Origin of the sequence: Coleofasciculus sp. C1-SOL-03 (assembly GCF_040220555.1) — a bacterium.
Classification (GTDB): domain Bacteria; phylum Cyanobacteriota; class Cyanobacteriia; order Cyanobacteriales; family Coleofasciculaceae; genus Coleofasciculus.
Genome location: NZ_JAVJUO010000171.1, coordinates 36,551 through 62,125, shown reverse-complemented (window position 1 = coordinate 62,125; position 25,575 = coordinate 36,551). Strand labels below are relative to the sequence as shown.

The window sequence follows — 25,575 nt, the reverse complement described above, 5'->3', positions numbered from 1 at the left end:
ATTAATTGATGCGACGATATATACTCATGCTCAATCGGCTTTTACCGGAAGCCGTGACTGAAGATGTATTTAAGGAACTCCACCAAGAGTTGTCAATTGATGCAAGTTGGACGATTAACTATGTTGTACTAACGATTAGTTCTTGTCTGATTGCCACGTTTGGTCTAATTAGCAACAGTACCGCCGTAATCATTGGCGCGATGATCATTGCCCCGTTGATGCTGCCCTTACGGGGATTAGCGTTTGGGGCGTTGGAAGGGGACTTGATTTTATTTTGCAAAGCCTTAGGCGTGATCGCAGGTGCGACAATCTTAGCATTAGTTCTCTCGTGGCTGACGGGACGGATTGCTGGGATTCCTGAATATGGTTCAGAAGTGCTGTCTCGTACACAGCCGAATTTAGTAGACTTGGGGATTGCGGCAGTAGCAGGCGGGATCAGTAGTTTCGCCAAAATTCGCGAACGTCTCAGTGATGCCTTAGCCGGGGTTGCGATCGCGGTTGCCCTCATGCCACCCTTATGTGTGGTCGGTTTGTCGCTGTCTCAGGGAATCTGATTGTAGAGGCGGGTTTAGGGACAATTGTAGGGGCGGGTTTAGGGAACCAATTCAGCTAGTCACCACTAAAGGAACAACTTGCACCCGCCCTCCCCACCAATAACGGAACCACTTGCACCCGCCCTCCCCACCGATAACGGAACCACTTGCACCCGCCCTGATAGGATGGGAGGCGTTTATAGCGCTGAAGCGCAACGACGAACATTGAGTTATGGCAAATAGGCTAAGTTAGGTAAGATGGCAATGCAAATTAAATAAAACCAACCAAATCTATGACAGCAACATCTACTGCGCTCAAACACGAAGTCAAAGACATATCCCTAGCTCCTTTAGGCAAACAGCGAATCGAATGGGCAGGACGGGAAATGCCCGTGTTGCGGCAAATTCAGGAGCGTTTTGCCCAAACCAAACCTCTGGCAGGGATTCGCTTAGTCGCCTGCTGCCACGTTACCACCGAAACTGCTCATTTAGCGATCGCGCTGAAAAATGCGGGGGCTGATGCGCTGCTGATTGCCAGTAATCCTCTGTCTACTCAGGATGATGTCGCCGCTAGCTTAGTCGCTGATTACGGGATTCCTGTCTTTGCCATCAAAGGGGAAGATAACGCCACCTACAACCGCCACGTTCAAACTGCCCTAGATCACAAACCCAATCTAATCATTGATGATGGGAGTGATGTCACAGCCACTCTGGTGAAGGAACGGCAACACCAGCTTGATGATATTATCGGCACCACCGAGGAAACCACCACCGGAATTGTCCGCTTGCAGGCAATGTTCAATCAAGGGGTTCTCTCTTTCCCCGCGATGAACGTGAATGATGCTGATACCAAGCACTTCTTCGATAACCGCTACGGTACAGGACAATCCACCCTCGATGGTATTATCCGCGCCACCAACATCCTGCTAGCTGGGAAAACCGTTGTCATTGCTGGGTATGGTTGGTGTGGCAAAGGTGCCGCGATGCGGGCGCGAGGTATGGGCGCGAATGTAATTGTTACTGAAATTGACCCGATTAAAGCGATTGAAGCAGTCATGGATGGCTTCCGGGTAATGCCGATGATTGAAGCTGCATCCCATGGTGATGTATTCATTACCGTTACCGGAAACAAGCACGTCATTCGCCCAGAACATTTTGAAGTGATGAAAGATGGCGCCATGGTGTGTAACTCCGGTCACTTCGATATTGAAATCGACCTGAAATCCTTGGCAGAGTTATCCACAGAATATCGCCAAGTTCGCAACTTTACCCAACAGTATTTCCTCAAAAACGGTAAATCTATTATCGTATTGGGTGAAGGACGATTAATTAACCTAGCCGCAGCCGAAGGACACCCCAGTGCGGTGATGGATATGAGTTTTGCCAACCAAGCTTTGGCGTGTGAATATCTGGTGCAGCATAAGGGCAAACTAGAACCGGGTCTACATTCCATTCCAACGGAGATTGACAAGGAAATTGGACGGCTGAAGTTGCAGGCAATGGGGATCTCACTGGATACCTTAACCACTGAGCAAGTTGAGTATATGAACTCGTGGACATCAGGCACCTAGTTCGGAATTTTTCGGGTGTGGTATCATGCCTGACTTGATCCTCAAAACAAGATCCCCGACTTCTTCAAGAAGTCGGGGATCTCCAGAAGTCGGGGATATAATTCAGCAAATTCTCAATTGTTATCGAAAGGTTTCAGGAAAATGGCTCGACTTTCGGTTGAACTGCAACGTTATTTTTTTGAAGAAGATCGACAACCCCAGGTGAGACTGGCAGATATTCTGTCTTTCGCGGGGGAGCGAATTTTTGGGTTTTTGTTTGTAATCCTGTCGCTTCCCTCAGCTTTACCTGTTCCAGCACCGGGTTATTCGATCCCCTTTGGCATTGTCATGCTGATCTTAGCCTTTCAGCTAATCATTGGTGCTAAACGTCCCTGGTTACCCCAGAAAGTCATGAATGGCAGGATGAAACTGGAAACGGTGCAGGGACTGGTTCAAGGGGGGATTCCTTGGTTAAAGAAGATTGAAGCGATCGCCCGTCCACGTCTACCCTATCTCTGTACCAGTCTAACGGGTCGTGTGGTGATTGGGGTAGCGATCGCGCTAATGTCCGTCTCGATGATGATTCCCATTCCCGGAACCAATACCTTACCCGCGATCGGAATTTTTGTCACGGGCTTTGGCTTAATTGAAGATGATGGGGCAATTAGCTTAGGCGGATTAGTTATTTGTTTACTCGGCGGAATTCTCTCAATTTCTATTTTACTTGCCGTTTGGTTTGGCGGTGCAAGTTTGGTGGATTGGCTCAAAGATGTCCTGCGTTGAACGATGCCAGCTAAAATAAACAAAAAATCCGCTGTCTTCAACTCACCCTGTTATGTCCCAACTCCAAGAATTTGCGCCTTCCCCAGATATCTCACAAGATGTTATCTTTCCTCCAGGTGAACTCTATAGCAATGAACCCCCCTTGGAAACTGAACTACATCTGCGACAAATCATCCTACTACTCGAAAGCTTAGAATGGCTATGGCGAGATAGACAGGATTTCTACGTTGCTGGCAACCTCACCATCTATTACAGTCCCCGCCAACGCAAATCGGAACACTTCCGGGGACCCGACTTTTTTGTCGTGCTAGACACTGAACGGAAAACTCGCAAAAGTTGGGTCGTCTGGGATGAAGATGGTAAATATCCAAATGTGATTATTGAAATCCTTTCTCCCAAAACGGCTGATACAGACAAAGGCTTCAAGAAAAAACTCTATCAAGACACCTTTCGTACTCCCGATTACTTTTGGTTCGATCCAAATACGTTAGAATTTGTTGGATTTCATTTAGTTGATGGAGACTATCAACCCCTCGAACAGAATGCTCAAGGACAATTGTGGAGTCAGCAGCTTGGTTTATTCCTAGGAATTCATCAGAATCAGTTGCGTTTTTTCACCTCAGAAGGGAAACTCGTCCCCACACCTGAAGAAGTTGCGGAACGCTACGCCGCCAAACTACGAGAATTAAATATCGATCCCGAAACACTCTAATGAATGTAGGATCTGCTACAGGGAGTCTGGTGGTGGGGAGAGGCAATAGGAAATAGGCAATAGGCAACAGTTTCAACCCTCTGTTGAGAAAAAAAATTCGTCATTCGTTTATGTAATTTGTAAGGATTTGAGGAATATTAAACGAACTTAATCTTAATAAAGTTTACTTGATTTCCACAAACCTACTTAAAGTATCGCTTAGTGTAACCAGATTATATTGTTTCATACCATGTCCGCCCAAACAGTCATTATTCCCTTGTCCCTTGCAACCTTCCTCCTTTCCTTCTGCCCTCTGCCCTCTGCCCTCTGCCTTGTCTCAACCTATAGTGTAAGTATTCCACCGGACATGATATCAGTCGGTTTTAACCGACTTAAGCTATTAGCCAAGAACTTGAGTTCTTGGCGTCTAACTAGCGAGAAGCGGTATTTCGAGGAGCCTCATAAATTTTCCATTCCCGAATTCCCATCGGACTAAGAATAGCTTCCGCCAAACCAATTTGATCAGGGGTTCCTTCTACCATAATCAAATACTCACCTTTAGACACTAAATCGTGATAAACCTTAGCTTGCTCGTCAGGAACACCCCAACCGACTAAACCACCAACTAAACCGCCACCGACTGCGCCAACTGCACCGCCAGCAACCGCTGTCGCGAAAGCATTAGCCGCAACCGTACCAAACGCTAAAACCTGACCAGCGCCAGGGAGTAGAAACGCCGCGTAAGTGGTGACACCGAGGGCTTCCAATGCGCCCAGAACCACGCCACCGATTCCACCCGTAGCCGCACCTGCTTTAGTACCTTTACTGACTTGATGTCCTTTGCCTTTTTCCACATCAACACCAGCAAGTTCCTCGTTCCTACCTGCATCTTTAGCAACGACAGAAATTTGTGCTTCCGGGAAATCTGCCCGTTTCAAATCCTGTACTGCTTTTTCCGCTTCTTCACGAGTCGGGAATACACCAAGCGCGTGTCTGTTGAGTTGGTCTTCAGCCATGTCTTTCTCGCTTTCTTTTATGATTGTTCCAGCACAAATTCAGCCTTCAGTGCTAGATTTGTGCTTTACTTCCATGTCTACTACACATTGGGTAAGGTATTCATCTATCAATAGAGATAAATTTAATATCCAAAACTACCATTTGTAGGGGACTCTGAGGTACATAGAGTCTGCTGAATAAGTGTTTTGGTGGGGTAGGGAGCAGAGGAAGCTGGGGAAGCAGGGGGAGCTGGGGGAGCAATGATACATTTTCCCTGATAGCGGTGCAAGGGTATGAAAGGGTTTTACCTTATGTCCTTGAAAATGAGCCAATGTTCATGCTACTCAAAGCTTTGATATCTAAGGGTTTTGGAGTTGTGCAGCAAATCCTACATAGACAGATCCCCGACTTCTTGAAGAAGTCGGGGATCTTGCTTAAGGCTATACCTCATAAACCTGAAATCTGCTGTATCTGTTGCCTGTTCGTTAAAAAACAGAAAATTTAACCCTTATAAGGCGGTAAATTGGGTCCGACTTCAGCTTGGACATTGACATCCCGAACCCCTCTAATTTCCCTCGCCAACGGTTCAATCCGTTCCAGATTATCTTGCGTTTGCACGTATCCAGTTACCGTAACAATTCCCTGATTAGCCTGAATCGCTAGTTGAGAGGTTGGCAGGTTAACCTCTAACTTACTCCGCACTTCACTTTGGACATTGCGATTAGAGCGTTCCTCTCCTTCCCTAAACACATTGTATCGTTGCTCCCGCGCCCGAATGTCAGAATTGGCTTGCGCTCTGCGGATAGGGTTCGTCGCATCGCTTTCATTTCCTAACACAGTGTCCAAGTCTGGAGGATAACCAACTTCATTGACCGAATTAGGAGCGCTAGTACTGGTTCTCGCCACATCACCACAGGCGGAAACCCCTAACCCTAAAACACCTGTCAAGCATAAGAGTGTAAATTTATTCATTTTTTCTATCCTCTTCGACAATACATAATTCAGCAAAGATGTATAGCTTTCGCCCTAAAGTTAGAACTTTTTTGAATGGCTCTGGCGAGTCTATACTCCTAAGAACCCTTCTGCCTTCTGCCTTCTGCCTTCTGCCTTCTGCCTTCTGCCTTTTGCTATATATCAATCCATCTCAATTCAGTTCCGGTTCTCGATAAACCGTTGATCTAGACATCTGAGCATGAGGCTCATCAACAGCCGCAACGGGGAAATCTGTATTTATCCCATCCATCTCTGGTGCATTGTAAATTCCCAACTCTTCGATTCCACCATCTTTAAGTAGAGAAATTGCCTGACGAATTTGCTCATCCGTACCTTCGACAATGACCAAAAAATCACCTCGTAAAAATCGTTCCTGATAAGCTTTAGCCTGTTTTTTGGGAATCCCTAATCCAATCAGTGCGCCCAAAAGTCCACCACCAACCGCACCAATTCCTGTCCCGGCTAAGGTTGTGGCGACAGCAGTCCCCAAAGCGTCGGCTAACATGATTGGACCAATCAGAGGAATCGAAGCAGCACCCACACCGACGAGTACACCAGTTACCAGTCCAATTGCACCACCGACAACAGCGCCATTCGCCGCCTGTTTACCCGTTTGATTACCCTTGCGAGTACTTCTATCCGTATCGTGAAGCGACTCCTCTTCTAATTCTCTGGCAATCACGGTAACCTGATCCAGGGGAAAATTAGCCAGGTGGAGTTCCTGTAGTGCTTGCGTCACCGCGTCTCGGTGAGTAAAAATACTGATCGCCCGTTTGTGTTGATGTAAAGCCATTGTTCTCTCCTTTTACACGCTAGAGATAAATTAGTCTGTCAAACTTTATTTATAAGTAAATCTTATCGTTTATCGGAGATCGTTTCCTCAATCAATAGGTGTAACTTTAGTCTCTATCCATAGAAAGAAGGACAAATGACAAATGACGAATAACGAATGACGAATAAATTTATTACCACCGAACCACTCGGTAAAGGAGGTGAAGGCGGTGAACAAAAAACCTGGGACGCTGTGCAGAACGCATTTCGCGATCGCACCTGTATCGGCTATTGGCGTTATCCCATATTTTCCAAGGTGGGTAAGTCTCGCAAGGAACCGGATATTCTGATTGTAGACGCCCAACTGGGTTTAATCGTGATTGAGATTAAATCCGTCACCATTGACCAAATTTTGGCGATTACGGGTCATCGCTGGGAATTTCAAAACTATTACACCACCAGCAGTAATCCTTACCAACAAGCAGAGAATCAATTATTCTCCCTATTGGGGTATTGCGATCGCGAACCGATATTACGCCGTAAAGTCACAGGGCGGGCGTTAATTTGCCTTCCCTTAATTACCGAGACTGAATGGTATCAAAGCGGCTTCTACCAACTCCCTAGCTGTCCGCCAATTCTCTTTCAAGATAATATCTATCCCCGACCCCTCCCGACGCCTCCCCTACAAGGGGAGGGAAGCGGAATAAATTTTTCTTTGGAGGGGCTTCCGGCTCCCCCTTCCGTGCAACAAAAGCGCAGCAACATCTGGTCTTCCCCGTGCAAAAAAAGCGAAGCATCCGCTGGTCTCCCCCATGGAACAAAAAGCGAAGCATCCTTTGGCTTCCCCCTTTTGAAGGGGGACGGGAGGGGGATCGACAAGGGGGACAGAAGGGGGATCTCCAAAGGGGGACGGGAGGAGGATCTAAAAGGGAAGGGGGCTGGGGGGTTAGGTTTTCTCGTCAAACGGATTCAGCAAACCTCTCCAATTATCAAAGGAACCCCGCTGAATAACCAGCAGTGGAAATTGCTACAAGCCGTGATTAGTGGTACACCTGTTTTCCGGAAAAAACAACACCTGAACGGACACAGAAATGCCATCCCAAAAACGATTAATGGCACACCGCAACAAACCCGTGGTAGTATTCTGGCACAGGTACGCCAACACCTATCCGAATTCGATTTAGCCCAAGAACAAATCGCCAAATCCATTCCCCCAGGTCCCCAACGGATTCGGGGGATAGCGGGTTCCGGGAAAACTGTATTACTCTGTCAAAAAGCTGCCCATATTCACCTCAAGCATCCCGATTGGGATATTGCCCTAGTTTTCTTCAGTCGCAGCCTCTATCACGGGATTATTAGCCAACTAGATAAATGGTTACGTCGCTTTAGTAGTGGCGAAATCAGATACGACGCCAAACACAATCGCAAACTAAAAGTTCTCCACGCTTGGGGAGGAAGAAAACAACCGGGATTTTATAGTACCCTTTGCCGACACACAGGGGTAAAAGCGCTTACGGTTAACGATATAGAAACCAAGCAACCGCATCAGGCATTAGCTGAAGTTTGTCTCAACCTTTTACAAGAGACAGCGATGCCAAAATTATACGATGTTATTTTAATTGATGAAGGTCAAGATTTAATCGTTGATGACCCCTTAAAATTTGAAGGAAAACAGCCGTTTTACTGGATGGCATATCAGGCATTACGCCCCGTTAATCCCACCCAACCGGAACAACGGCGGTTAATTTGGGCGTATGATGAAGCGCAAAGTTTAGAAAGTTTAAATATTCCTAATGCAAGTGAATTATTTGGCGAAGACTTAGGGCATTTAGTCACCGGACAGTATGGGGGCGGAATTAGAAAAAGTGAAACCATGTATCGGTGTTATCGTACCCCAGGGGCAATTCTTACCGCCGCCCATGGAATTGGGATGGGATTATTACGACGAGGGGGAATGTTAACCGGAATTACCCGGATTGAGGATTGGCAAGCGATTGGCTATGAAGTGACTGGAACGTTTCGTCCCGGTCAACAAATCACCGTGAGACGCCCCCCAGAACATTCACCGAATCTAGTATCAAAACTTTGGCAGGGTTCTTTATTTGAGTTTATCGCCTATCGATCGCGCCAGGAAGAATTAACCGCCTTAGCCGATAATATTATCTCCAATCTTCGCTATGACGGACTTAAACCAAGTCGCGAAATACTGGTAATTGTTTTAGGATTAGGGTTGGAAGCGATGCGACTGGAAACAGCAGTGGCAGAGTTTTTAATGTCCCAGGGAATTGATATTTATCGTCCCAGTGCCATGGATTGTAATATGCTGCACATTGATAAAGATAATCGTGATCCAAATAAGTTTTGGTGTGAGGGCGGCGTAACCGTGTCTCGTATCCATCGGGCGAAAGGAAATGAGGCGGATATGGTGTATGTGGTGGGGTTAGATAATGTGGCAAAAGATGAGAGTAATCTGCAATTGCGGAATCAGTTATTTGTAGCGTTAACTCGGGCAAAAGGGTGGGTGAAGTTGAGTGGGGTGGGTTCTTATCCTTTGTATGAGGAAATGTGGCGGGTGATGCAGAGTGGGGATACGTTTACCTTTACCTTTCGCCATCCGCCCCAGCGAGAGATTAGTGTAACCGATGTTGGGGAAGTGCGATCGCGTTATCAAAGTGGCGGGAGAAATTTCCAGAATGCGGAGTTAGCTGGGGCGCAGTTAGCGGGGGCGGATTTACGGAATGCTAATTTAATTGGCGCGATGCTGCGAGGGGCTAATTTACAGCAGGCGCACTTAGATGGGGCAAAGTTGGTGATTGCGGATTTGAGTGAGGTTGACTTGAGTGGGGCGAGTTTACGCAAGGCGAAGTTAGTGGGGGCGAGTTTGAAGCAGGCGCGGTTAAGCGGGGCGGATTTGAGTTGGGCGAAGTTGGGGAATGCGGATTTAAGAGGGGCGGAGTTAGTGGGGGCGGAGTTAGTGGGGGCGAGTTTGAGTGGTGCGGATTTAAGGGAGGCGAATTTGACGGGGGCGAATTTAGATAAGGCGGATTTAAGTGAGGTGAATTGGGAGGGGGCGAGGATGCCAGATGGGAGTATTTGTAAGACTAATTGGCGTGAAATGTGACAGGGTACGGTAGGGGCGGGTTAGACTACAAGGGTTGCGGTGTTTGGAATTCACGTTGGTAAACCCGCCCGGGTTGAATGTGTCATATCAAATCCGGTTAAACAACCTCACTCAAAATGGCTGAAACCCTCATTCTGGCGTGATCGCATTTGTGTGCAATCAACAGGATTCGATATCAGCTATAAAATAAATGATAGGAGTGGGGAAATTTAATCATGAATCTTACTTTATGTCCACAGATATGAACGCTAACAACTCAGATAAGATATTACATCAGCAACAACTTAAACAACGCTGCTTTGTTACTTACTTTAACCTTGGTGTTGATTGTCGCAAAAGAGGAGATAAACACGGAGCAATCAAAGCTTGGACTGAAGCACTAAGTATTAATCCTAACAACCCCTATGCTTACTACGACAGGGGAGTAACCAAGGCTGAACTCGGAGATTACATAGGTGCTTTGGAAGACTTTAACCAAGCTATCCATATCCATCCCAGATATTCTAACGCTTATCTTCAGCGGGACAAAGTGCGTAGAAAGTTGTTGGAAGATAACAACACCTTTTTAATTGACTTTGAAGATGTTTTTAAATTCTGTCAGTTTGGTAAATATTTGTTGCAAAACAAAGATTATAAAGAAGCGATCAAAAACTTCGATCAAGCACTACAGCTTAATCCCAATATTGCAGAAGCCTATTATAATCGAGCGAAAAGCCGCTATAAGTTAAAGGATCGACAAGGAGCTATTGAGGACTTCCAACAAGCGGCAAAACTATTATGTGAGGACAATAAAATTGAAACTCTAGCTAAATGGACACCATTTGAATTAGGTGAATCAAATAGAAAAGAAGCCATTTCTTATCTTATTGGCTATCTTGCTGGAAATAGTTCTTACGAGCAAAGAAGATTAGCGGCATCAGCTATACAGAAACTTGCTAAAACTTTTCCAAATGACTGCCAATCAGCTATTCCTTATTTATTAGAGAATTTATCGAATTCCGCTCCCCAAGTAAGGCAGTATGCCCTAAAAGCCCTTAGCTTGTTGAGTTTACCGGATTCTGCTATTGCCGAAATTGCTGCAATTGCCGAGAAAGATCCAAAAGAGTACAATCGAACAATTGCACAAGTTATTTTGAAGAAAATTACTACAATTGAAGATGAGCAAGAATATGAAATGAACTGGGTGGAATACGAAGACTATTTAGGCTTTATTGAGCGTGATTCAGGTCTTACTTCATTACAGAAAATCGATCGACTTAATTAATGGACGAAAAATTATTTTTGAAGGTAAAAGAGTAGATTGTAAAGGATATTTAACAGCTAAGGCTAGCCTTATGAAGAGTAAAAAAAATACAAACCATTCTCAATCTGGTAATAATAAAAATTATAAATACGATGAATCCGAGGATTTAGAATGTGAAGTGTATCAAGAACAATATGATACATTTTATGACAGAGCTGATGACAGATCTATAGATTATGGCTATTTGAATGATTTCTCTAACCCGTATGAGTATTTTTAACGATTTGGGATTCGTACAGGAAGGGATAAAAAAATATAGAATGTGACGGCGCCTTTGGATAAAGCGGATTTGAGTGAGGTGAATTGGGAGGGGGCGACGATGCCAGATGGAAGTATTTGTAAGACTAATTGGCGTGGAATGTGGCAGGGTATGGGGGAGCATCCCAATTTGGCACGTTGGCTCTTTGAATGGGGCTGAAACCCTTGCAATTGCGTTCTTTGAGATCCAACACACCAGCCAAAAGCGCCGGAACACTAAAATCTGCATCCAGCTTTTCCCAGCGCAACCCATCCCCCGATGGCGTCACTTCAACCTCAGCCAAATCCTCTGGAGAAGCATCGGCTAACCCTTGCGCTAATGCTGGGGGAAAGCTAAACGTCGCCCCACTCTTCAAATTAATTACCACGCGATCGCAGAAAAGGTAAATTTCCTGACAGGACAACAATAAAGGACACAATTAGGGTTGAGTTTAACAGGAACGTTGGGATAAATTTCAACAGGTTTTACATAAAGTTTCCGATGTTGAACTGGAACCATACGACAGATTTTAGTCTGTTTTACTCGTAGCCAAAAATGTATAACTATGATATATTAATAGTCTTATCACTGTCAGATTTTGATTCATCAATTTCCCCTTGTAAATCAGCTTCTCCAAGGTGTCGCTGCCCAGTTTTGTCGAAAACTTCTAAATGAGCGGCTTTGCCGTAGTGGAAATTATCGACGTACCAATATTTACCTGTAGAGATTTCGCAATAAACCACTCTCTCATCATACCTAATTCTAGTTTTTTTGAATCTTTTAGTATCTCGTAATATAGTTTGCTCATCCTGAGGAGGAAAAGTAGAAGATTCATCATATTCTATTTTGCTTAATTTCAGTTTTTTCTCTAACCAATTTTCAAGAGCTGCTTGATTGTGCTTTAGGATGTAAATGTGCTTCCGGATTTTCTACAATTAAGATTTCACCTTCTTTGGCAATTAATGCTGAAACAATAATCGGTAAAACACAATGATATCCAAAGCCAATATTAGCAGGTCTAAAACGATCTTTTGATGGACTTGAATTCATTAACAGTTCAAGTATATTACTTTCTGAACTTTTAATTTCTACCTTTGCTCCATCAAAAATGTCATTCAACCATTCTTCTGTTTGAGTGGCTAACGTTTTGGCGTCTTCTCCTAAACATAGCTTATCGTCAACTAGATAATCTTTGTTTTTTTGTAATAAATTAGCGGTAAATTCACCTTTAGCTACTACATTGGGAAATTTGGCAAGAGTGGATTTCAAATAAAATTCTTGTGGTCCCACACGGTCGGCTGATATGTAATGAATTCTATCAAAAAACAAAGATTTATAGAATTTTAAATCTATTTCTAGATTACCACCTCTTACCCTCTCGAATTTTCTCCTATCTGAGAAAGGTAATAATTTGAACAACGAACAAGAGCCATTATTTTTATTTTCTTTTTCTTGAGTACTAAATATGAAATTAAATCGATTTGGATGCAAGTATTGATTACATTCATCAGATTTTTCATAAACTGAGTTCAGCTTGTATGATATACTCTTGAAGTCATTACTATCACATTCTATAATCTCATCATTAAATTCAATTCTACTTATTTGAGCAACCATATCATCTTCATAGTTTTCATTCAAATGATATTGAGCTGATCCAATTATTTGGAAAATATTATTTTTTGGTACGTCTATATTATCTTGATACGAATATTTAAAAATAATGGGATTTTCTCTGGATATATTGCTATTTCTAATTTCATTAAAACTGCCTAAATTAACGCAACTACCATTTAATACAAGTAGGACAGCATTGTCATTGTGTTCTATGGATTGTCTCATTAAAAGTAAGGATTGGAGCAGGGTTGATTTACCACGTCCATTAATCCCTGTCAGTAAAGTTAACTGCCCCAAAGGAAATTCTGTTTCTTCCCTAAAGCATTTAAAGTTTTTTAGGATTATCTTTTTGAGCATTTTTTACACATCTCCTAAAATTTCTTGAGCTAGCTTAAACCTAGTATACACCTTTGCTTTGCCGCTCGTACCAGATTTTATAGAATCAAGATAATCTTTATTTTCTAGTAATTTAATGAAATTGATTTTAATAGACTCTTTGTGTTTTTCTAAGAAATCATCACTACTTATCGAGAAAAAATAAGATACAGACTCAAAAATAGCAATATTTATTCTTCCTCTTTTGTGACCTGTAGGCAACCGAAAATTTTTATCCCCAAAAAAATCAAAAGTAAACTTCATTACTCGCTCAAAATCTTTTCTTAAATTTTCTATTTCTTCATCTGACATCGAATTTATTTTTTTCATTGCCTTTTCTATAAAGTCACTCAAATCACCTTCATACTCTTTTGTATAATCAAAAATATTGAAGGCTAAATAACGTAAAATAATTTCTCTATCTTTCATTCTTTTAGGTGAAATACCATTGTCAATAGCTTTTTTGAAATATTCTTTTTCTGATAATTCTTTAAGCAGGTTTGTTGATTTTCCTGAGAAAATACAGCTTCTAACTTCTTGACGCTCAAGCTTCGTTCCTCCTGTATTAATTCTATTAAAAATGTCGTAAACAACCTTAACAGGTACAGACCGTCTCATAACATACAAATTAAGCTTTTTGTCTTCGATCCTTGTTTGATAGTAACCTGGAAGTTCTTTTAGCTCAGTGAAATTAAATCCATTTAACCTGAGCCATCCAAGCCGCCGTGCCAAACACACCTGCCAACAGCGCCGGAACACTAAAATCCGCATCCAGCTTCTCCCAGTGCAACCCATCCCCGGATGGAGTCACTTCAACCTCAGCCAAATCTTCTGGAGAAGCATCGGCTAACCCTTGCGCTAATGCTGGGGGAAAGCTAAACGTCGCCCCACTCTTCAAATTAATTACCACGCGATCGCGACTCTGGTCATAATATGCTGATTCCGCCCTCGGTTCAACAATGTTAGCAATGTCTGCGGCTTCTCTTGATGAAGCGATCGCGGCTTTGAGCCTTGTCTCATCCCAACCTGAATTAACCATGAATTTTCTCCCATTTTTTGAGTCGTTCTATTCGATGTTCAGTTACTATTTCCAACGCTTTAACAGTCTACCTTTTCAGATTGTCTCTCCCATAATTTGGGCAAGAGTGGTAAAGAGGCGATCGCAATTCGGTGCGGCTTTACGTACCTTGGCAACATCCAATAATACTAAAAGCAATAATATCCCATTTGATTCGCTTGCTCCGCGCTATCTGCACCAGATCTCTCAGAAAACCGCTAAATCCTTTGGTCTCCCCCGTGCAACAAAAAGCGAAGCATCCTTTGGTCTCCCCCTTTTTAAGGGGGACGGAAGGGGGATCTAATAGGGGGATGGAAGGGAAATCTGAAGGGGGACTTTAACGGTAGTAGGGTGTGTTAATACAGCTGTTACCCCTGTAAACGTGCGATCGCGTCCTAAAATAGGAGAATGCGAAACCAACTCCCCTATCTTGATTTCCTCTCTCAAGAACTTCAACTTCCCCCCATTGATGCGACAGCACCTTTGGTCATTGATCTGTTTGCTGGCTGTGGGGGACTAGCACTCGGTTTTGAAGCCGCAGGATTTAGAACTATCGGTTATGAAAAATTAGCAGACGCCTGCGCCACTTATCAGCACAACCTGCATGGTTTCTGCTATCAGACCACGCTAACACGCCAACCCAATTTAGTCGATGGAGCCGATGTAATCATTGGTGGTCCACCCTGTCAACCCTTTAGCGTTGGTGGACATCAACGGGGACTCAAAGACAGTCGCGATGGTTTCCCCATATTTCTTGACGCGGTTAGACAGAAGGGGAACAAGCCCTACGTCTCTGGTATTTAATCCAGGATGCTGGAAAATCTACGGATATTGTCGGTTTTCTTGGCGGACCTCCCTGTTCTGTTCAAGTAGCATCAGGGAAAACAATATAATTCAGGACTTAGACAGCCACCCTACCTAGGATGAATGGCACACCCCTTAAGCATTATGAGATCGCCAAAACCTTTGATATACAGTAGGGTGGGCATTGCCCACCAGCATACCAGTCAGTGACATTCTACCTAGGATAGGGGCAATTTCAGACATAATTTGAATAAATAGAGTTTGGTTACAGGGAAAATATGATACTATTGTTATTTTTTTATTAATTATGATGAATTAATAAATCCATGATCAAAGTGGAATTTATAGTGTATTCCTTTCTGGGCTGTGATTTGGCAACAGGAGTGGTATACTCTCAGGACAGAACGATTAACTTCTATACAGAGAAAAATCTGTCTACTCCTAACAGATGAACCCTAAAGTTACAGTAATCAATCACCCATTCGTGCAGCACAAGCTAACCCTTATGCGTCAGGCAGATACCAGTACGGCTAAATTTCGTCAACTGATGAAAGAAGTTGGCAGCTTGCTGGCTTACGAGGTAACGCGGGACTTACCGCTTAAAGACGAAGGGATTAAAACTCCCTTGGCTCCCATGCACGCTCCCATGCTGGCTTCGGATAAGAAAATGGTGATTGTTTCGATTATGCGAGCAGGGCAAGGGCTAGTGGATGGTATCTTAGAACTGATCCCTTCCGCCCGCGTGGGACATATTGGCTTGTATCGTGACCCAACGACACGGATTCCGATTGAATATTATTGTAAACTGCCTCATGATATCGAACACCGAGACATCTTGGTGGTTGATCCCATGGTGGCGACAGGGAATACAGCCGTAGCCGCCGTGGATCGGGTGAAGGATTTTATCCCCTTGTCCATCAAGTTTTTATGCTTACTCGCTGCACCGGAGGGAATCACGAATTTTCATGATCATCATCCGGAAGTCCCTCTGTATACCGCCGCGATTGATGAAAGCTTAGACGAGCATGGTTATATTTTGCCCGGACTTGGGGATGCAGGCGATCGCCTGTTTGGGACAAAATAGCGGTAAGCTTTGTGTTGCACTATCGACATCTGTTATGAATCGCACCATTTCGGTGAAACAGCTTCCACTCGAAGACATTAGCGCCGAAGGCTTTCAACCCTTCGGTCAGTTGATCACGCCCACAGCCGATGATAAACCTTATGATGCAACCGATGCACAATTAATTTTGCACAACGGTACTCCCCGCTTCTACATTATGCGCTTGTACCAAAGAGGTCGCCAATTTCACAAAATCACGCGCCATCACCAATGTACTCAATGTTTGGGTTCTCTGGCAGGGAAAGAGTGGTGGATGGCGGTTGCACCAGCTTGTGAACAGGAACAACCCGCGATCGATGAAATTCGAGTCTTTCGGATTCCTGGAAACTGCTTCATTAAGTTAGAACTAGGAACTTGGCACGCTGGTCCTTATTTTGATCATGATGTGGTCGATTTCTACAATTTGGAACTGAGTGACACCAACGAGCTTGACCACTTTACCCATAATTTTCTCACAAGTCACAATTTAGAATTTGAAATTGTTTAAGGTGTCACCTCTTGTTCTACATTTTGAATTGTGCAGTTTGGGTGAACTTCAGTTGATCGTGAATTCATTTTGCCGATCTTCTACTAAGATAACCGGAATAGACGTGGTTTCGAGAACCGCTTGCGACACGGAACCAACTCGCACATTTTGCCACCGTTGATGTCCCCGTTTCCCCATAACAATATCTGCCACTTGATACTCTTGTGCTACACGAACTATTTCCTCTGGAACAGAACCCTTGATCGTGATAAATTTATAGCGAATATCACTGAGTAATCGTTGCGTGCGATCGCGCAACTTTTCTACGTCCTCTATTTTGTCATGATGGAGGACATGTAAGACAATTACTTCACCATCCGTGCGTCGAGCAATCGTAGCGACTTTCCGTAACACTTCTATCGCTAAGGGAGACGTATCCACCGCCGCTAATAGCACAGTACGAGTCACCACCGTTACTTTCGTCGGGTCAACCTCTCCCCGTTCCAATAATTTTGGCGCAAAGGTAGGAATCGCCCAAGCCCCAATCGGTGCCGTGGTCAAAATTGAAAGCGCTGCAACGGCTAAAATAATTTCTCCCCCTTCAATTCCCATCGCTAAAGGAATCGCACCAATCGCCGCTTGTACCGTTGCTTTTGCCATATTTCCCGGCAGCAAAAACAGCCGTTCTTGCCATGTCCAATTACTCCCCACTGTCGAGAGATACCAACCCACGGGACGACCAATTAACAAGCCAATGGCTAACACGAAAAGTCCCGGTAAAACCGTATTCCCTAATACCTGAAGTTGAACACTCGCGCCCAACAAAACAAATAAGACAATCTCCGCCACAACCCAAAGGCTATCAAATCCACCGCGTAAGCGTCGAGCCAATGGTGCATCCAATTCAATCAAAAAGAACCCCATCGCCATAGCCGCTAAATAGCCTGAGTAAGGCAAGGCTGTCTCTACAATCACTAATAACAGGGCAATTCCAGCGGCAATTACAACATCTTGAACCGCGTTTTGTGTCCAGTTTTGTTCCGTGAGCAACGAGACAATTAAACAAGCCGCCACGTAGCCAATTAAGACGCCCAGTCCGACTTCAATGACAACCTGAAATGGTAATAATTGTACTGCCGACAGTGTAAATCCTCCAGGTAGGGTGATGGTTTCAATTCCGCCCTGCCCTAAAAAACTTAACAGTAAACTAAATAGAAGTAATAAAAGAACATCGGATAAGGCACTCCCAGTGAGAATGGTATCGGGAATTCCCTTCCTCACCCCCCAACCCAAACGTTTCAGTTGCAACATTCCCGGAACAATGACCGCTGGAGATTCTGCGCCAATAATGCAACCTAAGAGTAATCCGGTGGGAACGTCAAACTGAAAAATCCAAATCCCAGCTAACGCGATCGCAACGGCTTCAAACCCCGCAGGCAGAAAGCCTAATCGCAGCGCCACACTTCCCTGAGAAAGCAGCTTTTCCCGATCCAGCCCCAATCCCGCTTTCATCAAGATAACCATCACGGCAACCGTTCGTAAACTATCTGCCGCCTCCAGCACCTCTAGACTGAGAACATTGCCAACTTGTGATCCTAGGACAATCCCCACCAAAATCATACCGATTAACGGTGGCGCACCTAAACGACGGGCAATTTGACCCCCAAAAAAGCCCATCAGTAAAATCCACAAGGCGCTGGCTAACATGGAGGATTATGGTTCTGAGTAAGGATATAGAACAAATGACTAATTTGACTGACTATCGCGACGCCCTAATTCATAAACCGCGCCACTGATACAAGCCAGAAGCCCCATACTAATTGCCCAACTCGAACCGAGCGTGAGTTCGACACCCCAATTGCAGCCAGCACCAACGATTAAAAATGGCACAATGCTGAACAGGGAAGCATAGAAGGCGTTTTGGGCTTCTCTCCCCCGACGAGTGCGTTCATATTCCTTCATGGATGTGTAGAGCGATCGCTCAGCAAAATTAAACCAGCGATTCAGTTGCTCCATGATCCAGTCGCTGAGTGTCGAGAAGCCCCAGTACAGCGCTAGCGCCCACAACGACGCACCCGCGATCGCTGTCGTATTTAACTCGAATTGGAAGGGCAAAAATTCAGTGATCATCAGTTGTTTGGTAGGATAGGGCGACGATTGAGTCATTAATGTATCTTAACAAAAAGCCGTTTAACGGGGAGGGACTCCAAGTGCGGGGGAAGCGGGGGAAGCGGGGGAAGCGGGGGAAGCGGGGGGAGCAGGGGAAGCGGGGGAAGCGGAGGGAGCAGGGGAAGAGAATAACAAATGAACCATGAACAATCAACAATGAACAATCCCAGCTTGCGGCAAAATAGGAAAGTTAGACCCCATCTGTTTCAATCTGAATAGACAACGATGACGAATGCGAGCCAAAACCGAACCGAAAACCGCCCCAGTCAAAAGACTGTGCAACTTTTGGCAATTGCGATGGGATTGTTGATCACAGCCTTAGCATCGATTGTAGATGTACCGAGTGCGATCGCCCAAGAGAATACTGTCAACTACACCCTTACAGAATTACACTATCGAGATTTTTCCAATCAAAATTTAGAGGGAACCTCGTTTGCTGGGGCAGATTTACGCGGTGCCTCTTTTCGCGGAGCGTCTCTTCAAGGCTCAATTCTCACCAAAGCTGCGTTTTTTGAGGCGGATTTAACCGGAGCAAATCTTGCCGAGACTTTAGCGGATCGCGTTGTTTTTGATGGTGCTAATTTGACCAATGCCATTTTTACCAATGCCATTGCCAATCGCAGCCGCTTTTTTGATGCCACGATTACCGGGGCAGATTTTTCCGGTGCTTTGCTGGATACCTATCAAATATCATTAATGTGTAAACGGGCAGATGGGGTTAATCCCGTCACTGGCGTTTCCACGCGGGATAGTTTAGGGTGTCGCTAGTACAAGAAGGCAGAAGTCCGAAGGCAGAGGGCAGAAGGCTATGAGGCTTATGGTAGTTGCTTTTAGGGAGCTTGTTAACTGGTTAGTTATTTCTGCCGCGCTGCACTAGTGCGGCGGGCATGGAAATATAGCAACTGCCATAGCTGTTAGGACACATCATTTATGTAGAGACGATGAAGCAGGGGGAGCAGGGGGAGCAGAGGGAGCAGAGGGAGGGAAATCCTGGTGCGTGGCATTTTGCCCGTTGAACAAGAGCGATAGTTCTTGACTGAAAAACAACAGCAACGTTTACATTTCTGCCAGTAATTTCCTCGATTGACACAATTGGTTTTAGAGTTGCGCTGACTTACCTCACACCGTTCAGTCGCATGGCTCCCTTTCTTGTAGTTGAGGAAATATGAGCAATACAGTTAATCGTGGCTGTTGTTTGTTGACGAGACAGATATTGGGGTAAACAGATGTTTTGACCTCGTTACCTTTATGGTTAAGTTACACTAGACTAGACTTGGTTATCTGTCAGGGAAGCTTCATTACTTCACTTTTTTACTTTACTCCTTTCTGGTTTTTGTGGACTCGCAATGATACAGAAATTTGTTTATTGAAAAATAAGATAATAAATCGATATAATCGTTTACGATGATTTGGCTCTTGCCTAAGTAAGTAGGACTTACGCAAAGCCTCTATGTGTAGGGTGTGGCACACCTTATTTGGTGGATTAGAATTGTAGGGGCACCATCCTTGCGCCCGGTTTAAACGTCAAATCTATTCCACAATTTTAGCTGTGTCACGCCAGTAGGGTGTGTTAGCCAAGCGTAACGCACCTTTACCTCCATCCGTGGTGTGTCTGCGTAAGTCCTGGTAAGTAGATTGGTGGCAATAAACTCAACTCTAATAAGTTCTGTAAATCGACCTCAAACCCTTATATAAGACGTAGCTTGCTTGGCGCTGTGCGAGTATGACAAATGACGAATAACGATCCCCGCTTATGTCTAAGTCCAAAATTTTGCAAGAGGGAGCAAGCTATACGTTTCGCTCGTACTTTGAGTTACCCAATGATACAGATGAAGTCCTTGCAGAATTCGGCTATAAGTTTGAACGCCAGCGCCTTCAGTTACCAAAAGCCACTCGTGAGATTCCGCATCTATCGGAGTTACAGCAGCAGTTGGAAGACACGATTCCTTATGTCACCCTCAGCAGTGAGACAGCGAAGCGGGAAATTTTGATTGCGCCAGTGTTGACGCGAGTGGCGGTAAATTGTCGCCGTTTGTTGCGAATTGAGTACCCCTTAAAGGTAAATGAGCAACTTCAGGGAAATTTAGATTATTTTATTCAATCAGAACGGGGATTAATTGTTATTGAAGCAAAGCGGGATGATTTGACGCGGGGGTTTACCCAACTGGCGGTGGAGTTGATCGCATTGGCGATGCTGGAGGAGTCGCCGCAGGTGTTATATGGGGTGGTAACGATTGGAGAATTGTGGGTGTTTGGCAAATTGGAGCGAAGTACGTCTACAATTACCAGAGATATTGGGTCATATACGTTACCGGATGATTTAGCCGAGTTGGTGAGGATTTTAGTCGGAATTTTGGATGGATCAGCAACGCCCTAAACCCAACCAATAACATCCCGGATCTGAGACTTGGCATACTCGCAGTCAATATGCTGCTGTGCTTTAGATAACGCCGTTTCCGGTCGCTTGTACCAGCGCTGCGATCGAATACAAAGACCATCTCGTCGAGTGGCTTCCCAGGAATAACGGGCGCGGTCTACTACCAACCACAGTTTATAACCCCGATGCTGGTGTTGGGGGAATTTCAACAGACCAATCTCAGCTAGCACGCTTAAGCGCATTCGGGAACGGGCTAACCGTTTCATCAACTCCAGAAAGCAAACAGCAGCGCGTTTAGCATCATCATGAGAAGGGTAACGATAGCGATCTCTGGGTTCAAACTTAAAGTCAGATCCAATCAGTGAAAACCGGAACTTCCCAGAGGCTTCCTCAACGAAAGTGACTCGCCAGGAAGTTTTGGGGTATCGAACGCAGAAGCCAGAAGGCTGAATTTTGACCGTCGCTGTCATCTGAAGTCTAAAGTATAAAAGGTGGAAGACATTGAAAGAAGGTAGAAATCACCATCAAGAATTGTCAGGCGTCTCGCTGAAACAGGAATCGTGACTACGCCACAATCCATCATAGCCTTCCCAACCCGGTATCCGCCTCAGTAAATTGTCGCATGTTTCCAATAAAGTTGATGCTGATCGACCTATCTCAGGCTGGGAAATGCTAAGGTTAATGGCACGCTCCTGAAGCGTTTTGGAATCGCCGGAAACCCTTGATATACCGTAGGGTGGGCATTGCCCACCAGCAGACCAGTCAGTACCATTCATGTTAAGGTAGCGAAGCTAGCTACTTGTTCGTTCATCCCATCGAGGAGTGAGGAAATGTCAGGAGTATTTCCACGCCGAGGACACAAAAAATACAAGACAACCGTAAAACGCTTTCTCCTGTTTGCTGGACTAAGTTTAATCAGTTTTATCCTCTGGGGAGTCATCACCCAAAACCGAGTGACCGCCTCAGAGGTTGTGCCTACTCAGATAACGACCAACACCAACACCTATTGGCAAGGAGGTTCGTTTCCCGTTGAGAATTTTCAGGCTTATACCTCTCCCTACGGCTATCGTCGTTCTCCCCGTGGATCAGGTACAGAATTTCATCGCGGCTTAGACATCGCCGCACCCGAAGGCAGCTACATTCGCAACTGGTGGGCGGGTCAGGTGGTATCCCTCTCCGATAATACCGCCTGTGGCACCTCTATCACCATCCAATCTGGTGAGTGGAAGCATATCTACTGTCACCTCAAAGGTCATGTGGAAACAGATAGCCAAGGCGTGTATTTGAGCGATCGCAGTGGTGGGATTCAAATCTGGAAAGGTCAACAGATACCCACCGGAACCCGAATTGGTCGTGTGGGTATGACCGGACGCACCACGGGTCCTCATTTGCATTGGGGGTTAAAGTACGCCGACAACTATATCGACCCCGCCTTGGTTCTCCGGGAAATGTACCGACGGCAAACGGCATCGAATTAGGGGTTGCTGAATAAGTGTTGTGGTGAGGGGAGCGGGGGAAGCTGGGGAAGCTGGGGGAGCTGGGGGAGCAAGGGTACATTTTTCCTGAGCAAGGTGATGCCATACATTTGAAAAATACTACCCGAAGGTATCGAATCCCCTGCACCTGTCAATTCCTGATAAACCCTTTCAGGAATAATGATATCCCCATAGAGTTGCTTTAATAAAGACAAATGCCCAACAGCCGCCAGATTAGTAATAGGAGACGTATCACTAATAACAATCACAACTTTCTAAGAGGAATTCAGGTTCAGATAATCCACTTGCCCGAATAATTTCATCAGAAATAACTAAACTCATCGGCAAACTGTCCTTCTACTTAAGAGGAATGGCACTGAAATAAGCCTTGTTATATCGCCAAAACCTTTGATATATCGTAGTGTCGTGGCACACCTAAAATGGTAGATTAGAATTGTAGGGGCGCAAGGCTTGCGCCCAGTTTAAACGTCAAATCTATTCCACAATTTTAGCTGTGTCAGTCCGCCATCGTGGGTTTCGACTTCGCTCAACCCACCAGCCTTAAGTCGCTCAACCCACCAGCCTTAAATCAGTGACATTCTACTTAAGAGGAATGTCACTAACTTAAGCTGGGTTCGTAGTAGGCACGAAGCGTGCCAGAAGCGAAGACAGCGCTTACTACAAACTCTAAAGTCAGTGGCATTCTACTTAAGAGTGGTTTTCATTTAGGTATTATCTGGGAAATAGTGTCAACGAGTCGATTTAACCCGTTCAATGGGCAGCACAGCGAACATAATTCACCCGTTAACAATAGATGAAAAAGCAGGTCACATAAACCTTACAGCCTTCTGCCTTCTGCCTTCCTTTTTGCTTTCCTAATGTATCACCGCCATTTGTTTTTCCGGCAGTTGGGTGTGTTCGGCAACAATTTGTCGGAATTGCTCCCCTTCAATGGTTTCCTGCTCCAACAACATGTCTACTAATCGATCAATCAATGGTCGATTGTCGCGAATTAGCTGACGCGCTTGTTCATAGCATTGCATCGCGATCGCTTGCACCCGATGATCGATTTTGGCAGCAACTTCTTCGGAATAGTCCGATCGCTGCGTCCAACCGCCGCCGAGAAACACTTCGCTGTCCGGGCGTTCCAGAGCAACCGGACCTAAATCAGACATCCCATAGCGAGTCACCATCTCACGCGCCAGTTCTGCCACTTTCTTAATATCACTAGCCGCACCAATGGTCACTTCACTATGACCAAAGACTTCTTCTTCCGAAGCCCGCCCCCCTAAAGCAATGGTAATCTGATCAATGAGCCACGTCCGAGGCAAGTACAAATCCCCCAGATCAGTGGAGCGACTGATATCCATGAATTCTTCATTGGGTAGGGGTTGGGCAAACCCACCCACACCACCGGAACGGGGTAAAATTGTCACCTTGTTCAAGGGATCAGAATTTTTCAGGATAGTCATCAGCAAAGCATGTCCGACCTCATGGTAAGCAATTAATCGTTTTTTCTTGCTATCCAGAAGCGGCGTCATTTGCAGACCAATGCTCACCCGATCAATGGCATCATCAATTTCTAGAGGGGTAATTGCCTCTTTACGCCGTCGGGCGGTGAGGATCGCCGCCTCGTTGAGTAGGTTCGCCAAATCCGCGCCCGAAAATCCCGGAGTGCGTCGGGCGATCGCTTCTAAGGATATCTCTGGTGCTAATTTCTTATTCTGACTATGAACATCCAAGATTCCCAGCCGTCCGTTATAAGTCGGAAGATCTACCATAACATGGCGATCAAATCGCCCAGGTCTAAGCAGGGCGGAATCTAACACATCGGGGCGGTTGGTCGCCGCAATAATGATAATCCCCGTATTCCCCTCAAATCCATCCATTTCTGTGAGCAACTGGTTGAGGGTTTGCTCGCGCTCATCGTTACCTCCACCAATACCCGCACCCCGTTGTCTACCAACGGCGTCGATTTCGTCGATGAAGATTAAGCAGGGAGCATTTTCTTTGGCTTTTTTGAATAAATCCCGCACCCGCGAGGCGCCCACCCCGACGAACATCTCCACAAACTCACTGCCCGAAATGCTAAAGAACGGAACCCCCGCTTCTCCCGCGATCGCTTTTGCCAGCAGGGTTTTTCCTGTACCCGGAGGACCGACTAACAGCACCCCTTTGGGGATACGCGCACCGATGGCGGTAAACCGTTCCGGTTGTTTGAGAAATGTAACAACTTCTTGCAATTCTTCTTTCGCTTCTTCAATCCCTGCCACATCACCAAATTGTATCCCGGTTTTCGCTTCCATCTGAAAGCGAGCGCGGGATTTGCCAAAGTTTAACGCTTGACCCGAACTACTCGCCGAACGGCGCAGAATCATCATCAGTCCGGCGAGCAAGAGTAAGAGCAAAAATAACTGCATCACCAGCCCTAAAGCGGCGGAATTATTTGTGGTTGGCGTCACATCCAAGGGAATATTGGTGTTCCGCAGTTTCCCAATCAGTTCGCCATTTTGCTCCAGTAGCATGATTTCTTGGGGCGGTTCGGCGTCTTCCTGTCCCGCTAAGTAGACTCTGGCAACATTACGGGCGGGGTCAAGTTCAACTTTTTCGATAGTACAATCCGTTTTCGATGTCTGACTCGGTGGGATCTCTTCGTCGGGGGATGAGGGTGGCGGCGTGCAGGCATCAATTTTCTGCAAAAACTGCCCATAGCTTAACGATGGCTTTTGTTCCGTCTGTTGCGCTTGGGCAGGGACACCCAACATCACACCTTGAACGATCACTAAGCTGGTTACCATACGCCACCAATAACGAAGTTTATTCTGTGGCGGCTTTGGCTTACTCGTTGAACCTCTACGCGGTTCATGTCCCATCCATGATCTCATCCAGGAACTGTTGTTCATCGAAAATTTCCCTTGTTGGTCCTGTCTATTAACTCGCAGCATAATGCTGCCAAGGCGTGACGCGGCACTTTCAACTGCTTCCCAATCTCTAGTTTAGCGTTACTCCAGTCTAGCCGTTGCTTGGGGAGGATTCATGGCAACTGAAGAGGTGATAAGCGACTTGAAGAGTAGGCAGGGTGTAGGGTGTGGGGTGTGGGATGTCAGGAACCAGAGAACTAAGGTATTTTGTA

Annotated in this window: 22 protein-coding genes and 3 pseudogenes; 12 read left to right on the top strand and 13 right to left on the bottom strand. The window is 45.3% G+C overall.

Features of this window, described 5'->3' with window-relative positions; translation table 11 throughout:
- Positions 1–26: 26 nt before the first annotated feature.
- The 4 genes and pseudogenes from RIE73_RS27000 to RIE73_RS26985 all read left to right on the top strand — a co-directional run.
- A pseudogene (locus tag RIE73_RS27000) lies at positions 27–551 on the top strand (DUF389 domain-containing protein); the annotation flags it as partial.
- A 275-nt stretch (positions 552–826) separates the two neighbouring features.
- On the top strand, positions 827–2,104 hold the full coding sequence (ahcY, locus tag RIE73_RS26995) for an adenosylhomocysteinase (RefSeq protein WP_446404108.1): 1,278 nt from the start codon (positions 827–829) through the stop codon (positions 2,102–2,104).
- Positions 2,105–2,245: 141 nt separating this feature from the next.
- The gene (locus tag RIE73_RS26990) at positions 2,246–2,866 is read left to right on the top strand and encodes an exopolysaccharide biosynthesis protein (RefSeq protein ID WP_446404107.1); all 621 of its coding nucleotides are present in this window, start codon (positions 2,246–2,248) and stop codon (positions 2,864–2,866) included.
- 52 nt (positions 2,867–2,918) lie between these two features.
- Positions 2,919–3,578, top strand: a complete 660-nt coding sequence (locus RIE73_RS26985) for a Uma2 family endonuclease (RefSeq protein ID WP_446404106.1) — start codon at positions 2,919–2,921, stop codon at positions 3,576–3,578.
- 410 nt (positions 3,579–3,988) lie between these two features.
- Here the strand turns inward: RIE73_RS26985 and RIE73_RS26980 are convergent, their stop codons facing one another.
- The 4 genes from RIE73_RS26980 to RIE73_RS26965 all read right to left on the bottom strand — a co-directional run bounded on the left by RIE73_RS26980 (position 3,989) and on the right by RIE73_RS26965 (position 6,339).
- Positions 3,989–4,573: a general stress protein gene (locus RIE73_RS26980; RefSeq protein ID WP_446404105.1), complete on the bottom strand. Its 585-nt coding sequence runs from the start codon at positions 4,571–4,573 to the stop codon at positions 3,989–3,991.
- 481 nt (positions 4,574–5,054) lie between these two features.
- Positions 5,055–5,525: a BON domain-containing protein gene (locus RIE73_RS26975; protein ID WP_446404104.1), complete on the bottom strand. Its 471-nt coding sequence runs from the start codon at positions 5,523–5,525 to the stop codon at positions 5,055–5,057.
- Positions 5,518–5,691, bottom strand: a complete 174-nt coding sequence (locus RIE73_RS26970) for a hypothetical protein (RefSeq protein ID WP_446404103.1) — start codon at positions 5,689–5,691, stop codon at positions 5,518–5,520. Before RIE73_RS26970 ends, RIE73_RS26975 begins: the two co-directional genes overlap by 8 nt.
- A gap of 6 nt (positions 5,692–5,697) precedes the next feature.
- On the bottom strand, positions 5,698–6,339 hold the full coding sequence (locus RIE73_RS26965; RefSeq protein ID WP_446404102.1) for a DUF1269 domain-containing protein: 642 nt from the start codon (positions 6,337–6,339) through the stop codon (positions 5,698–5,700).
- Between the two features lie 156 nt (positions 6,340–6,495).
- On the opposite strand from RIE73_RS26965, the gene RIE73_RS26960 reads away from it, so the two are divergent.
- Both RIE73_RS26960 and RIE73_RS26955 read left to right on the top strand, forming a co-directional pair.
- A complete protein-coding gene (locus tag RIE73_RS26960) occupies positions 6,496–9,438 on the top strand; it encodes a pentapeptide repeat-containing protein (protein ID WP_446404101.1) in 2,943 nt (980 codons plus the stop codon).
- A 241-nt stretch (positions 9,439–9,679) separates the two neighbouring features.
- Entirely contained in the window at positions 9,680–10,702 is a 1,023-nt protein-coding gene (locus tag RIE73_RS26955; RefSeq protein ID WP_446404100.1) for a tetratricopeptide repeat protein, read from the top strand.
- A 383-nt stretch (positions 10,703–11,085) separates the two neighbouring features.
- Here RIE73_RS26955 and RIE73_RS26950 read toward each other — a convergent pair whose 3' ends face one another.
- From RIE73_RS26950 to RIE73_RS26935, 4 genes are all read right to left on the bottom strand, one after another.
- Positions 11,086–11,403: a DUF2442 domain-containing protein gene (locus RIE73_RS26950; RefSeq protein ID WP_446404099.1), complete on the bottom strand. Its 318-nt coding sequence runs from the start codon at positions 11,401–11,403 to the stop codon at positions 11,086–11,088.
- A 455-nt stretch (positions 11,404–11,858) separates the two neighbouring features.
- Entirely contained in the window at positions 11,859–12,953 is a 1,095-nt protein-coding gene (locus RIE73_RS26945; protein ID WP_446404098.1) for an AAA family ATPase, read from the bottom strand.
- Positions 12,954–12,956: 3 nt separating this feature from the next.
- The gene (locus RIE73_RS26940; RefSeq protein ID WP_446404097.1) at positions 12,957–13,703 is read right to left on the bottom strand and encodes a hypothetical protein; all 747 of its coding nucleotides are present in this window, start codon (positions 13,701–13,703) and stop codon (positions 12,957–12,959) included.
- On the bottom strand, positions 13,663–14,010 hold the full coding sequence (locus RIE73_RS26935) for a DUF2442 domain-containing protein (protein ID WP_446404096.1): 348 nt from the start codon (positions 14,008–14,010) through the stop codon (positions 13,663–13,665). The genes RIE73_RS26940 and RIE73_RS26935 overlap by 41 nt, the downstream gene beginning before the upstream one ends.
- Positions 14,011–14,436: 426 nt before the next feature.
- Here RIE73_RS26935 and RIE73_RS26930 point away from each other — a divergent pair.
- From RIE73_RS26930 to RIE73_RS26920, 3 genes and pseudogenes are all read left to right on the top strand, one after another.
- Positions 14,437–14,799, top strand: a pseudogene (locus tag RIE73_RS26930) (DNA cytosine methyltransferase); the annotation flags it as partial.
- Positions 14,800–15,280: 481 nt separating this feature from the next.
- Positions 15,281–15,916: a uracil phosphoribosyltransferase gene (gene upp / locus RIE73_RS26925; RefSeq protein WP_446404095.1), complete on the top strand. Its 636-nt coding sequence runs from the start codon at positions 15,281–15,283 to the stop codon at positions 15,914–15,916.
- Positions 15,917–15,950: 34 nt separating this feature from the next.
- Positions 15,951–16,442 (top strand): ureidoglycolate lyase, encoded by a 492-nt coding sequence (locus RIE73_RS26920; protein WP_446404212.1) that lies wholly within the window; start codon positions 15,951–15,953, stop codon positions 16,440–16,442.
- A gap of 48 nt (positions 16,443–16,490) precedes the next feature.
- Here the strand turns inward: RIE73_RS26920 and RIE73_RS26915 are convergent, their stop codons facing one another.
- Together RIE73_RS26915 and RIE73_RS26910 are read right to left on the bottom strand one after the other, a co-directional pair.
- Complete coding sequence (locus tag RIE73_RS26915; protein WP_446404094.1) at positions 16,491–18,128, bottom strand: cation:proton antiporter; 1,638 nt, start codon at positions 18,126–18,128, stop codon at positions 16,491–16,493.
- A gap of 39 nt (positions 18,129–18,167) precedes the next feature.
- Entirely contained in the window at positions 18,168–18,551 is a 384-nt protein-coding gene (locus RIE73_RS26910) for a hypothetical protein (RefSeq protein ID WP_446404211.1), read from the bottom strand.
- Positions 18,552–18,887: 336 nt separating this feature from the next.
- Between RIE73_RS26910 and RIE73_RS26905 the strand changes: the two genes are divergently transcribed.
- Both RIE73_RS26905 and RIE73_RS26900 read left to right on the top strand, forming a co-directional pair.
- Complete coding sequence (locus tag RIE73_RS26905; protein WP_446404210.1) at positions 18,888–19,358, top strand: pentapeptide repeat-containing protein; 471 nt, start codon at positions 18,888–18,890, stop codon at positions 19,356–19,358.
- Between the two features lie 985 nt (positions 19,359–20,343).
- Positions 20,344–20,967 carry a hypothetical protein gene (locus RIE73_RS26900; protein WP_446404093.1) on the top strand — a complete coding sequence of 208 codons (624 nt, stop codon included), beginning with the start codon at positions 20,344–20,346 and terminating at the stop codon, positions 20,965–20,967.
- Here the strand turns inward: RIE73_RS26900 and RIE73_RS26895 are convergent.
- Positions 20,964–21,437 (bottom strand): hypothetical protein, encoded by a 474-nt coding sequence (locus tag RIE73_RS26895; RefSeq protein ID WP_446404092.1) that lies wholly within the window; start codon positions 21,435–21,437, stop codon positions 20,964–20,966. The two genes, RIE73_RS26900 and RIE73_RS26895, sit on opposite strands and share 4 nt — an antisense overlap.
- Before the next feature lie 360 nt (positions 21,438–21,797).
- Between RIE73_RS26895 and RIE73_RS26890 the strand changes: the two genes are divergently transcribed.
- Positions 21,798–22,445: a M23 family metallopeptidase gene (locus RIE73_RS26890; protein ID WP_446404091.1), complete on the top strand. Its 648-nt coding sequence runs from the start codon at positions 21,798–21,800 to the stop codon at positions 22,443–22,445.
- Between the two features lie 125 nt (positions 22,446–22,570).
- On the opposite strand, the pseudogene RIE73_RS26885 reads toward RIE73_RS26890, so the two are convergent.
- Together RIE73_RS26885 and ftsH are read right to left on the bottom strand one after the other, a co-directional pair.
- Positions 22,571–22,711 (bottom strand): annotated as a pseudogene (locus RIE73_RS26885) (DUF3368 domain-containing protein); the annotation flags it as partial.
- 606 nt (positions 22,712–23,317) lie between these two features.
- Positions 23,318–25,345 carry an ATP-dependent zinc metalloprotease FtsH gene (gene ftsH / locus RIE73_RS26880; protein WP_446404090.1) on the bottom strand — a complete coding sequence of 676 codons (2,028 nt, stop codon included), beginning with the start codon at positions 25,343–25,345 and terminating at the stop codon, positions 23,318–23,320.
- Positions 25,346–25,575 lie beyond the last annotated feature (230 nt).